Origin of the sequence: Bacillus sp. EB106-08-02-XG196 (assembly GCF_013396335.1) — a bacterium.
Lineage (GTDB): Bacteria > Bacillota > Bacilli > Bacillales > Cytobacillaceae > Neobacillus.
The window spans coordinates 86,985-99,166 of the sequence record NZ_JABWSY010000013.1 but is presented as its reverse complement, the minus strand read 5'-3'; the positions used below and the strand labels follow the sequence as shown (position 1 = coordinate 99,166).

The window sequence follows — 12,182 nt, the reverse complement described above, 5'->3', positions numbered from 1 at the left end:
GCAAGTTATTTTTATCTAATAGTAAGAAAAAAAACCCTAGAAACTGCGTTATATCAACGCTTCTAGGGTTTTTATGATTGCTGTTTAATAAGCAAATCAATTAACGTGAGTAGAACTCGACGATAAGAGTTTCGTTAATTTCAGCAGGTAATTCAGAACGCTCAGGTGAACGAGTGAATGTACCTTCAAGCTTGTCTGCATCAAAAGTTAAGAAGTCAGGAACGAAGTTGTTTACTTCGATAGCTTCTTTAACAGCAGTAAGATTACGTGATTTTTCACGAAGAGTGATAGTTTGACCAGCAGCTAAACGGTATGAAGGGATATCTACGCGAGATCCATCAACCATAATGTGACCATGGTTTACTAATTGACGAGCTGCACGACGAGTACGAGCTAAACCTAAACGGTAAACTACGTTGTCAAGACGTGATTCAAGTAGGATCATGAAGTTTTCACCGTGAACCCCACCCATTTTGCCAGCTTTGTCAAAAAGGTTACGGAATTGACGCTCAGTTACTCCATACATATGACGAAGTTTTTGCTTTTCTTGTAATTGCAATCCGTATTCAGAAAGCTTCTTACGTTGGTTTGGACCATGTTGTCCAGGAGCGTAAGGACGCTTTTCTAATTCTTTACCTGTGCCGCTTAGAGAGATTCCAAGACGACGAGAGATTTTCCAGCTTGAGCCAGTATAACGAGCCATGAATGACTCCTCCTTAGTGTTTTTATTTTGGTAAAATAAAAACCGTTATGAAACATCAATGATAGCCATTTTGTTTTCATGCACCTTCGCCCTAGCAGCAGAGGGTTACAAGATACACCATCAGAAGAGTTCGTTGACTCTTGAGGAACAAAATGAATCCATTCAAGTGTTCACATAGGCTGCAGTTATTTTACACAAATGATATTATATAATTTTATTCAACAATGTGTCAAGTTAATTTCAGGAAAATCCTATCCATAAATGAATAGTATATAGAAACAAATAAAAAAGTAAGCGTTTTCAAATAGGAGGAGTCAGAGTGGAAAATAAAAATTTACGGTTTGAAACGGAAACAATTCATGCTGGGTACAGTTCAGAAGAACACCAAGGAAGCTTAGTTCCTCCCTTGTATCAAACTTCCTCGTTTACCTTTGATAGTGCGGAGCAAGGAGAAAGGAGATTTGCCGGGCAAGAAGAAGGATTTGTTTATTCCCGTCTAGGAAACCCAACAGTAAAAATCCTTGAAGATAGAATGGCAAAGCTTGAACAAGGGGAAGCAGCCTTAGCCTTTTCCTCAGGGATGGCAGCAGTATCTGCTGTGTTAACGGCTTTAACTAAAACAGGTGACCATATCTTGTGTTCGCAAGGTGTATATGGCTGTACGTTCGGTTTGCTGCAAGTATTAAAAGGGAAATATAACATTAGCCATGATTTTTCAGCAATGTCTACTATAAAAATGCTGGAAAAAGACCTCAAACCTAATACAGCCTGTATCTATATTGAAACCCCGATCAATCCCACCATGAAACTTATTGATTTAGAATTAGTTGCAAGTGTCGCAAAACAACGTGGTATTCCCGTTGTGGTGGATAATACATTTTGCTCTCCGTATTTACAGACGCCTATCAGCCATGGCTGCGATGTTGTTCTTCATAGTGCGACCAAATATATTTGTGGTCATGGTGATGTCATTGCAGGGATTGTAATTGGTAAAAGTGAGTTTATCCAAACAGTATCAAGAACCACACAAAAAGATATGGGCGGTATTATTTCTCCATTCGATGCTTGGCTTTTACTGCGGGGATTAAAAACATTGCCAGTTAGGATGGATCGTCACTGTGAGAATGCAAGCATGCTCGTTGATTTTTTACGAAGTCATCAAAAGGTTGAAACCATCTACTTTCCTGGTAATAGTGACTATGAAGAAGATCATTCAATCATGCATAAGCAAATGAAAAAACCAGGCGGATTAATTTCATTTGCAATCAAAGGAACAAAACAGACAGCTCAATTATTTATGAATCAGTTACAATTAATAAAAATTGCGGTAAGTCTAGGAGATGCAGAAACGTTAATACAGCACCCCGCTACGATGACGCATGCTGTCATACCAGAACTAGAACGAAGAAAAATGGGTATAGAAGATACATTGCTCCGGCTTTCTGTGGGTCTTGAAGCATGGGAAGATATAATGGAAGATATCGAGCAAGCGCTTGAGAAAATTTAAAAAACTCGCTGCGGCGAGTTTTTTAAACTTACAAATGTTCAATAAGAATGGCGGTAAGTTCTTCTAATTGCTCTTGGTCCAATTCGTCAAAACGATTTTTCTCTGGCGAGTCAATATCCAAGACACCCAGTAATTTTCCGTCTTTTATTAGGGGAATGACGATTTCAGAATTGGAGGCAGCATCACAGGCAATGTGTCCAGGAAATTGATGAACGTCTTCTACCCGGAGTGTTTCTCTAGTTTTGGCAGATGTACCGCATACACCTTTGCCAAGTGGAATGCGAACGCATGCTGGGAGACCTTGAAAGGGACCCAGTACTAGCTCATTGTTTTCATCCATTAAATAAAAACCTACCCAGTTTATGCGATCAAGAAACTGGTTTAATAATGCTGAAGCATTGCTAAGATTAGCGATCTGATTTTTCTCGCCATGGAGAAGGGCCTGGAATTGTTTTTTTACTAAATCGTAATTTTCCTGGCGGCTCCCTTTATACATTTCGACATTAAACATGGTTATTCTCCCATCTTTTTATTGTATTCTTATTTATTTTATCAAAATGACAAGAAAAAGAGCATACTTTGTCGATAAATTAATAAAGGAATCAACCCTCATAACAAGAATTGTTATAGTAAGGATAAAAGTAATAGATACAGGAGGTGTAGGATGAAAAAGGATTCTAAGGAAGAAATAGTAAAGGCAGCGATATCGCTTTTTAATTCAAATGGATATAGTGGAACGTCAATACGTGATATTGCAACCGTAGCCAGAGTGAACTCTGCAACCATCGCCTACCATTTTGAAAATAAGCTTGGATTATTAGAATATTGCTTTACTTACTTTTTTGAGCAATATCTTAGCATTATTGAAGAAAAGTTTACTTCAATGGATACAGGTGTAAAGGATTGTTTAAAACGAATTACTGCTGATTTGCTCCACTATCAATGTGAAAATATTGAACTTACAAGCTTCGTGTATCGAGAAATGTCAATGGATTCTCAGATGGTCAGAGAAATTATGTCCACCTATGCAGTAAAGGAAAAGTATTACTTTCAAAAGATATTTGAAAAAGGGTTTGAAAGGAAAGAATTCCGTCCACACTCTATCGCTTATCTAATTATCCAATACAAGGGTTTACTTATGATGCCGTTTATTAATGCTCATTATTTACGAGAAGTACTTTATATTTTTCCAAACGAGAGGTTCTTTGAACAAAAGTATTTAAAGGAAATCAACAATTGGATTGACAATACCTTAGGAACAAAATTTATAGAAAAGAAAGAGGCTATTTTATAAATTGAAACAAATAAACGGATTCTTATATGCTAAGCACTAGCTGGGAAATCAAATTTCCTTCAAGCAAGTGCTTTTTAATTTGGATATTTGTGGGAATATGTGTTTTTAGGTGGGGATTTGTCATAAATTAGTAAATTAAAATTTCTTTTACAAAAAAAATGAAAATAATAGTCAAAAAATGTCGTTAACATGGTATCATAGAGGCATTGAACTTACCAACAATTATAATTTATTTATAGATTAGTATCTAATGCTTTGAGGATTTAAATGAAGTGTTTGAAACAGGGGGCTTGAACGTGAAGTATTTTATTGGATTTATCATCCTGCTACTAGCCTTATTTGTATTGGGGTATTTTATAAAGAAAAAGTATTTTAAAGAGATGGATAGGTTAGAAGCCTGGAAAATTGATTTGTTTAATCGACCAATAATGGATGAAATGTCAAAGGTAAAACAATTGAATATGACCGGACAAACCGAAGAGTTATTCGAGGGCTGGCGTAACCAATGGGATGATATCGTAACCGTTAAATTACCTGATTTGGAAGAGATGTTATTTGACGCCGAAGAATATATAGACCGTTATCGCTTTAATAAGGCGAAAGGTATTCAACAGGAAATCAATAATAAGTTGCAAGCAACAGAAAATGAAATTAATAAAATTGTTGAGGAACTACATGAGCTTGTTGGGAGCGAAGAAAAAAACAGAACGGAAATTGAGCAGTTAAAGGAGATGTATCGGGAAACAAAAAAAACGCTGCTTGCTCATCGTCATAGTTTTGGCAAATCCGAAAAACATTTAGAAACTCAATTAGATGACGTAACGAAAAAGTTTCATGAATTTGATGAGAAGACTGTGAATGGCAACTATCTCGAGGCCCGTGAACTCGTACTGTCAATTCATGATCAGTTAGCAAATGTTAAAAAAAGTATGGAATTAATTCCTCAACTTTTAATCGAGTGTCATTCACTTATACCAGCCCAATTAACTGATATTCTTGAAGGACATAGAGAGATGACTGAAAAAGGTTATTACTTAAGCCATATTCAGTTAGAAACTGAAATCGATAGTTTAAAAGAAAAATTGGTTGAGTATTTAGCTTTTATTGAAGAGACGAAAATTGAAAATGCACTAGAAGGAATTGGTGAGGTTAAAGAACGGATTGACATACTTTTTGACTTATTGGAAAAAGAAGTGAATGCCAAACATTTTATCCTCCAAAACGAAAAAGGTATGAGTGGACTCTTAAGTTCTGTACTAGAAGAACATGATCATCTTTCAAATGAGGTAAAGCATGTTCAAGAAAGCTATCATTTAACTGACAGTGATTTTGAAATACAAAGACACTTGGAAAAACAACTTTCCTCTGTTACAAAACATTATGAGATCTTAATGGAAAAAATGAATATGAATGAAACAGCAATAACGGTACTCTGTGAAGAATTGAAGGAAATAAAAACTCATATTGAAATGATTCAGGAAGAGCAGGAAAATTTCGGACTCAAGCTTCAAGCGCTAAGGAAGGATGAGTTCGAAGCTCGAGAAACACTTAAGGACCTAACAAAAAAAGTGGGAGAAACGATTCGTTTGGTTTCTAAAAGTAATATTCCTGGATTACCAGAAGATTATCAGTACTTATATGAGGATACCAATGAGAGTCTTCAAAATGTAAGGCTGCAGCTTCAAGAAAAGCCGCTTAATGTTTCTGCACTAAATCAATACTTAGAAATTGCAGTTTTAACGGTTGATAAATTGTCTAATACGACAGTCGAATTGATTGAGAGTGTATTGCTTGCTGAAAAAGCAATTCAATATGGAAACAGGTATCGAAGTCAATATCCAACGGTTGCCAAAGGACTAAATGATGCAGAAACAGCATTTAGACATTTTGAGTACCAGGAAGCATTGGAACAGGCAGCAGCCTCCCTTGAATCCATCGATCCGGGAGCCTTAAAGAAAATAAAAGCCACAGTAGGCAAATAATAGAACGAACCCTAAAAACCGATTCAGCCAATAATGGTGAATCGGTTTTTTTATCTAAACACAAACCTTTTTCAATTGATTAAGTTTGTGGTAAGATTTAGTCCTGCAAAGGTGAGGTGTAAAGATATGATTTATTTTGATAATAGTGCAACCACAAAGCCATATAAAGAGGCAGTAGACTCTTTTGTGAAGGTTTCAAGTGAATTTTTTGGCAATCCATCTTCTCTCCATGGTTTAGGGGTTCAAGCTGAGAAACTTCTTACTCAGGCGCGGACCCAAGTGGCAAACCTTCTAGCTGTAAAACCAACAGAAATTCACTTTACCTCCGGTGGTACAGAAAGTAATAACCTGGCTATTAAAGGGAGTGCTATTTTACATAAAAGTAAAGGGAAACACTTGATTTTATCTAGTATCGAGCACCCTTCAGTCCGTGGAGCAATGGAACAGCTGGAGAAATTAGGATTTGAAATTACCTATTTGCCAGCTGACCATAATGGAAGAGTGAAGGTAGAGGATGTAAAAGCTTCTATTCAAAAGAATACAATACTTGTATCTGTTATGCAGGTAAATAATGAGGTTGGAACCATACAGCCGATTACTGAGATTGGTGAACTCTTGAACCAATACCCAAACATTCTCTTTCACGTAGACGCTGTACAAGCTGTCGGTAAAGTTCCATTAAACCTAATGGAAAATAGTGTGGATTTATGTTCATTTTCAGCACATAAGTTTCATGGATTAAAGGGCACTGGTGCACTCTTTGTTAGAGAAGGTGTTAGATTGGACCCTCTGCTTTCGGGCGGCAACCAAGAATGGAAAGTAAGAAGCGGCACGGAGAATGTAGCAGGTGCTGTCGCAATGGCTAAGGCTTTAAGGATGACGATAGGGAACAGTGAATCGGGATTAGAAAGAATGAAAGTGGTGAAATCACTTCTGAGAAAAGGGCTAAGCAGGATTGATGGCGTTACAATTAATACACCGCTTGAAAACTCTGCACCGCATATTCTAAACTTTTCAATCAGAGGTGTTAAAGCAGAAGTTTTAATCCATACTCTAGAGCAAAAAGAAATCTATTTATCGACAACAAGTGCCTGTTCTTCTAAGAAACAATTACCTAGTCAAACACTCTTAGCGATGGGGGTTCCAGACGATTTGGCTGACAGTGCGTTTAGAATAAGTTTATCCTACGATAATACGGAGGATGAGGCACAAAAGGTAATTATGGCGATTGAAGAAGGTGCCAAACAACTAAGAAAGGTTATGAATTAATATGATATATGATCGTATCCTGATTCGCTATGGTGAAATCTCTACCAAAGGCAGAAATCGGAAGAAATTTGTAGACAAGTTAAGAAAGAGCGTTCGAATCGCATTGGCTCCTTTTCCAAAGATAAAGATACGGGCTGAGCGTGACAGGATGTACGTTCTTGTAAATGGCGAAAACGTTCAAGAGATCATCAAGTCGTTGAAAAATATTTTTGGTATTCAGTCCCTTAGTCCTGCAATAAGAGTTGAACGAGACCTTGAACAAATGAAAGAGGCTGCCCTTTCCTTAGTTAAAAGTCTGTACAAAGAGGGGCAAACCTTTAAAATTTCTCCTAAACGTTCTGATAAATCTTTTGAGTTGGATACAGCTGGTATCAATCATACATTTGGCGGGCATATTCTCGAAAATATACCAGGCATAAAGGTTGACGTGAAAAATCCTGATATTAACTTGAAAATGGAGGTTCTAGCTGAGGCCATCTACATGTCATGTGAGAATATCTTAGGAGCTGGCGGACTGCCAGTTGGCTCTAGCGGTAAAGCAATGTTGATGCTGTCAGGAGGAATTGATAGTCCAGTTGCAGGCTATTTGACCATGAAACGAGGGGTGGAAATTGAGGCTGTACATTTTTTCAGTCCCCCGTATACAAGTGAAAGATCTAAAGAGAAAGTAATTGATTTAGCCAAAAAGCTTTCTGGAATTTTTGGTTCAATGAAGCTTCATATTGTCCCTTTTACGACAATACAGCAAACCATAAAGGAACAAATTCCTGAAAATTATTCGATGACCACAACAAGAAGGTTTATGCTTCGTATCACAGATGAAATTAGAAAAAAACAAGAAGCTCTAGCGATCATTACCGGGGATAACCTTGGGCAGGTCGCTAGTCAAACATTGGAAAGCATGTATGCCATTAATGAGGTAACGAATACCCCAATCCTAAGGCCGCTGCTGACAATGGACAAAAATGATATTATTAAAATCGCCAAAGACATTGATACCTATGATATCTCAATCAGACCCTTCGAGGATTGCTGTACAATCTTTGTCCCATCCTCACCAAAAACAAAACCAAAAAGAGAAAAAGTCCAACACTACGAAAGCTTCCATGACTTTGACTCCTTAATAGAAGAAGCAGTCCAAAATACAGAAACACTAACAATCAAACCAGACAGCAAACAGACACCAGAATTTGATGATTTATTTTAACTTATTGTGATTCGTTTAATTAATTATTGCCTCCTTGATTGGAACGGAAGGCACGAGACTCCTGCAGGAGGCTCACCGCAATGCCTGCGGAAAGCGAAGTGCCTGGAGGTCCAATCAACATTCAATATGAACAGGGACAGTAATTATGAAAAATGTGAAATATTTGTGAACAATTACCAATTATAAAAAAGAATACTGCCATGTGATTCTACACATTCTATACTCACAAGGAGGTGATATCACATGGCTAATAACAACAACTCAAATCAATTACTTGTACCTGGTGTAGAACAAGCTCTTTCTCAAATGAAATTCGAAATTGCTTCTGAATTTGGTGTACAACTTGGTGGGGATACTACTTCACGCGCTAACGGTTCTGTTGGTGGTGAAATCACTAAGCGTTTAGTCGCAATGGCTGAGTCTCAATTAGGCGGCGGATTTTCACGATAACAAATAAATAAGATGGCTACAGAGAGTGGGATTTTTCCCACTCTCTTTCTATGTGTACAAAAAAACTATTTTTAGAATAACAATTTTAAATTTTTGAATAATTTTGTATAATAAGATTTGTGATAATGTTTTTTATTTTGAGTGAGGGGGAGAAACATGAACCGCGAAGAATTAATTGCACCAGAAAAGTATAACCTTGTATCGGAAGTAGAACGTTTTGCAAAGGATCCAGAAAGATTAGCAATAAAATGGGAAAATGAATTAGGGGAAACGAATCAGGTTACATATGAAGAGTTATTGAAAAAAGTGAATCAAGCGGGAAATGTTTTCACGCAAAATGGTCTAAAAAAAGGCGATGTTGTCCTAGTCATCATTCCAAGACTAATTGAGGCTTATGTTGTTTACTTAGCGGCGTTAAAAGCTGGACTAGTTGTCATTCCAAGCTCAGAAATGCTCCGTGAAAAGGACCTTCAATATCGCATTACCCATGGGGATGTAAAAGCGGTCATTAGTTATTACCCGTATGTTGATCAATTTGAGAATATTTCCAGTGAAGAACCCTTTGTGAAGGTATCAGTTGGAGAAAAGCAAGATGGCTGGATCTATTTGGAGGAAGAAATGAAAGCGGCATCACAAGAGTTTGAGTTTGCTGACACACTTCGTGATGACATGGCATTTTTATCGTATACATCTGGAACAACCGGTAATCCAAAAGGGGTTGTACATACACATGGATGGGCATTTGCACATTTAAAAACGGCTGCTCCAAAATGGCTTTGTATTGAAGATGGTGATACCGTTTGGGCAACCGCAGCACCAGGCTGGCAAAAGTGGATTTGGAGTCCATTTTTATCCGTTCTTGGGTCAGGTGGAACTGGGCTAGTGTATAACGGCAAGTTTGATCCCCAAAAGTATTTAAGCCTTCTAGAGAAATATTCCGTTAATGTCCTTTGCTGTACACCAACTGAATATCGGATAATGGCAAAGGTAGAGAATCTAGGAGATTACAAATTACCTAGCCTGCATAGTGCTGTTTCTGCTGGGGAACCGCTTAATCGTGAGGTAATTGATACGTTTAAAAGACATTTTAATGTGGATGTCCGTGACGGCTATGGTCAGACCGAAAATACTTTGTTGGTTGGAATAACAAAAGGAATGGAGCTTAAATCAGGTTCTATGGGCAAACCAACTCCGGGTAACAGGGTAGAAATCATAAATGAAGAAGGCGAAATTTGTTCAATTGGAGAAGTTGGGGATATCGCCGTGCACATAGAAACTCCTGCCTTATTTAAGAACTATTATAAGGATCCAGAAAGAACGGCGATGCAATTCCGTGGTGAATACTATATTACAGGTGATAAAGCAAAGAAGGATGAGGATGGTTACTTTTGGTTTGAAGGGCGTGGAGACGATATTATTATCAGTTCAGGCTACACAATTGGACCTTTTGAAGTTGAGGATGCACTTGTAAAACATCCATTTGTTAAAGAATGTGCAGTAGTGGCCAGCCCAGATGAAATTCGCGGCTTTATTGTAAAAGCGTTTGTCGTGTTAAAAGAGGATGTCGATGCAAATAACTCTGAATTAACCAAAAATCTTCAGGAGCATGTTAAGACACTTACAGCACCATACAAATATCCAAGGAAAATTGAATATTTGTCAGAACTTCCAAAAACAACATCAGGAAAAATCCGCCGAATCGAACTTCGCCAGCAGGAGTTACAATCCGTAAAACAATAATAATGAAAAAAGGCTGTCGTTCCCCAGACAGCCTTTTTGCTATTAAAGAAAGGTTCTTTTTACTTTTTCCCAGAAGGAGTTATCTTTTAACTTCAGGGTTTTAATCTTTTTATCACTGAGTTTAATTTGGACTTTATCAACATGCTGGATACTTAAAGCCTCGTTGTCTAATCCCATAGTAGGATGCTCATTGCCCTCAGCAGAAATAATTTTAAGCGTAAGTGTGCGTTCGCCTCCAATAACAAAGGGAGAACCTAAGGTGCGGTACTTGTTATTATTAATGGATGCCACTTCACTTATTTGCATACACGGAATTAAGGGGTCAACAACAGCGCCATTAACAGATTTATTATAAGCTGTACTTCCAGTTGGAGTAGCAACGATTAAGCCATCTCCACGAAAGGTTTCAAAATGGAGGTCATTAATAAATACATCAAATTCAAGTGTTTTTATGATGGAGGAGCGAATACTAAACTCATTAAGACAGGGAAAAGTTCCTTGCCCGTCAACCATTACCTCTATAAATGGATAGCGGCGAACTTTTAACTGTTCATTTGAAACTGCCTCTATCATCTTAGAGGATTCATTGATTTTGAAGTCACAATACATACTTAAACTATCCTTGATTGTGATTCCACCGTAAAGAACATCATCCCTAAACCCAGTTTTCCTGACAGCTTGCAGGAATGTTCCATCATCACCAATGCTAGCAATGATATTGGCTTGACGGTGGTCCTTTACAATTGTTAGACCGTACTGCTCTGCCATTCCTTGTAAGTCTCCAACCTTTTCCAACATTTCTTTATCTAAGTGGTGATAAAAAAAGATATTGCGTCTATGTCCCATGGTACCCTCCAGATTTTGGTTATTAATTTGTAAAAATAGCCCAATAAACTTTTCATTTTTGATAAACTAAGGTAGTCCTGCATTAATTTTAGCATTATCTTGAAACAATATTAATTTATGTAAGAAAAATTTTAATGAATATACGAGGAGGATTCTTAACATGAATGGGAAACGATGGGCTGCTCTTGGAATTGCTGCGGCATTATTTTTTGTATCCGTTATGATTAATTTTTTATCTGCATTTGCTTTTAAAGGTGTTGAAACAGATATTAGTGAGCTTTTTGCGGCATCAGAGCTTCCTTTTACAGAAGAAGTTATTCAGGAAGGGAATGAAATGAAAAAGATTGCTGTACTGGACGTCAATGGTGTTATTCAGGATACAAATGACGCAGAATCATTATTTCAAGCAGCAGGATATAATCATCAAGGATTTATGAAAAGGTTAGAATTCATTAAAGAGGATGATAGCGTAAAAGGGATTATTCTTAAGGTTAACTCACCGGGTGGCGGAGTTGTTGAAAGCGCTGAAATCCATGATAAACTGCTAGAAATCCAAAAGGAAACAAAGAAGCCTGTATATGTCTCAATGGGTTCTATGGCTGCTTCCGGCGGTTATTATATTTCCGCGGGTGCAAAAAAAATCTTTGCCAGTGAGGAAACAATGACTGGTTCTCTAGGGGTAATTATGCAGGGAATCAATTATGAAGGATTAGCCGAAAAGTATGGAGTGGATTTTGTCACCATTAAAAGTGGTCAATTTAAGGATATTATGAGCCCGACTCGACAAATGACTGAGGAAGAGCGGCAAATCCTCCAAAAAATGATCGACAATTCCTATGAGGGGTTTGTTAAGGTTATTTCTGAAGGCAGAAAGATGACAACTGAGCAGGTTAAAAAGATTGCGGATGGAAGAATCTATGATGGAAGACAGGCGAAGGAGCTGAACTTAATTGACGGCTTTGGATACTTAGAAGATGTAATCGATCAGATGATGGAGCAGGAGAAGCTAAAGGATGCAAAGGTTGTCCGCTATACCGAGCAAATAGGGTTTGGTTCGTTATTGAATTTAAAGGTTCAAAAATTTATTGGTGCTGATAGTGAGATGGCTGGACTTATGGATATTTTATCAAGACCCAATTCTCCACGTCTAATGTATTTGTATGCTGAGTAGGGGGGAACTGTAG

General features: G+C 37.6%; 11 protein-coding genes. 8 read left to right on the top strand and 3 right to left on the bottom strand.

Annotated elements, in window-relative coordinates:
* Positions 1-100: 100 nt before the first annotated feature.
* Positions 101-703 carry a 30S ribosomal protein S4 gene (rpsD, locus tag MLOOGBEN_RS20095; protein ID WP_179160057.1) on the bottom strand — a complete coding sequence of 201 codons (603 nt, stop codon included), beginning with the start codon at positions 701-703 and terminating at the stop codon, positions 101-103.
* 319 nt (positions 704-1,022) lie between these two features.
* On the opposite strand from rpsD, the gene megL reads away from it, so the two are divergent.
* Positions 1,023-2,210 carry a methionine gamma-lyase gene (gene megL / locus MLOOGBEN_RS20090; RefSeq protein WP_179160056.1) on the top strand — a complete coding sequence of 396 codons (1,188 nt, stop codon included), beginning with the start codon at positions 1,023-1,025 and terminating at the stop codon, positions 2,208-2,210.
* 28 nt (positions 2,211-2,238) lie between these two features.
* Here megL and MLOOGBEN_RS20085 read toward each other — a convergent pair whose 3' ends face one another.
* Positions 2,239-2,721 carry a GAF domain-containing protein gene (locus MLOOGBEN_RS20085; protein WP_179160055.1) on the bottom strand — a complete coding sequence of 161 codons (483 nt, stop codon included), beginning with the start codon at positions 2,719-2,721 and terminating at the stop codon, positions 2,239-2,241.
* Between the two features lie 153 nt (positions 2,722-2,874).
* Between MLOOGBEN_RS20085 and refZ the strand changes: the two genes are divergently transcribed.
* The 6 genes from refZ to mbcS all read left to right on the top strand — a co-directional run bounded on the left by refZ (position 2,875) and on the right by mbcS (position 10,152).
* A complete protein-coding gene (gene refZ, locus MLOOGBEN_RS20080) occupies positions 2,875-3,504 on the top strand; it encodes a forespore capture DNA-binding protein RefZ (RefSeq protein WP_179160054.1) in 630 nt (209 codons plus the stop codon).
* A 296-nt stretch (positions 3,505-3,800) separates the two neighbouring features.
* Positions 3,801-5,486: a septation ring formation regulator EzrA gene (gene ezrA / locus MLOOGBEN_RS20075; protein ID WP_179160053.1), complete on the top strand. Its 1,686-nt coding sequence runs from the start codon at positions 3,801-3,803 to the stop codon at positions 5,484-5,486.
* 126 nt (positions 5,487-5,612) lie between these two features.
* Positions 5,613-6,755 carry a cysteine desulfurase family protein gene (locus tag MLOOGBEN_RS20070; protein ID WP_179160052.1) on the top strand — a complete coding sequence of 381 codons (1,143 nt, stop codon included), beginning with the start codon at positions 5,613-5,615 and terminating at the stop codon, positions 6,753-6,755.
* Position 6,756: 1 nt separating this feature from the next.
* Positions 6,757-7,962 (top strand): tRNA uracil 4-sulfurtransferase ThiI, encoded by a 1,206-nt coding sequence (gene thiI, locus MLOOGBEN_RS20065; RefSeq protein ID WP_179160051.1) that lies wholly within the window; start codon positions 6,757-6,759, stop codon positions 7,960-7,962.
* A 243-nt stretch (positions 7,963-8,205) separates the two neighbouring features.
* Positions 8,206-8,412, top strand: coding sequence for an alpha/beta-type small acid-soluble spore protein (locus MLOOGBEN_RS20060; protein WP_179160050.1), 207 nt, complete (start codon positions 8,206-8,208; stop codon positions 8,410-8,412).
* Between the two features lie 156 nt (positions 8,413-8,568).
* On the top strand, positions 8,569-10,152 hold the full coding sequence (gene mbcS, locus MLOOGBEN_RS20055) for an acyl-CoA synthetase MbcS (protein ID WP_179160049.1): 1,584 nt from the start codon (positions 8,569-8,571) through the stop codon (positions 10,150-10,152).
* Positions 10,153-10,194: 42 nt separating this feature from the next.
* Here the strand turns inward: mbcS and MLOOGBEN_RS20050 are convergent, their stop codons facing one another.
* The gene (locus MLOOGBEN_RS20050; RefSeq protein WP_179160048.1) at positions 10,195-10,998 is read right to left on the bottom strand and encodes an NAD kinase; all 804 of its coding nucleotides are present in this window, start codon (positions 10,996-10,998) and stop codon (positions 10,195-10,197) included.
* 160 nt (positions 10,999-11,158) lie between these two features.
* Here MLOOGBEN_RS20050 and sppA point away from each other — a divergent pair, with 160 nt between their 5' ends.
* On the top strand, positions 11,159-12,169 hold the full coding sequence (gene sppA / locus MLOOGBEN_RS20045; protein WP_179160047.1) for a signal peptide peptidase SppA: 1,011 nt from the start codon (positions 11,159-11,161) through the stop codon (positions 12,167-12,169).
* Positions 12,170-12,182: the final 13 nt, after the last annotated feature.

Coding starts and splice junctions, on each gene's coding strand:
- refZ (WP_179160054.1), top strand. CDS start 2,875: ATGAAAAAGGATTCTAAGGAAGAAATAGTAAAGGCAGCGATATCGCTT.
- MLOOGBEN_RS20085 (WP_179160055.1), bottom strand. CDS start 2,721: ATGTTTAATGTCGAAATGTATAAAGGGAGCCGCCAGGAAAATTACGAT.
- thiI (WP_179160051.1), top strand. CDS start 6,757: ATGATATATGATCGTATCCTGATTCGCTATGGTGAAATCTCTACCAAA.
- sppA (WP_179160047.1), top strand. CDS start 11,159: ATGAATGGGAAACGATGGGCTGCTCTTGGAATTGCTGCGGCATTATTT.
- MLOOGBEN_RS20050 (WP_179160048.1), bottom strand. CDS start 10,998: ATGGGACATAGACGCAATATCTTTTTTTATCACCACTTAGATAAAGAA.
- rpsD (WP_179160057.1), bottom strand. CDS start 703: ATGGCTCGTTATACTGGCTCAAGCTGGAAAATCTCTCGTCGTCTTGGA.
- MLOOGBEN_RS20070 (WP_179160052.1), top strand. CDS start 5,613: ATGATTTATTTTGATAATAGTGCAACCACAAAGCCATATAAAGAGGCA.
- mbcS (WP_179160049.1), top strand. CDS start 8,569: ATGAACCGCGAAGAATTAATTGCACCAGAAAAGTATAACCTTGTATCG.
- MLOOGBEN_RS20060 (WP_179160050.1), top strand. CDS start 8,206: ATGGCTAATAACAACAACTCAAATCAATTACTTGTACCTGGTGTAGAA.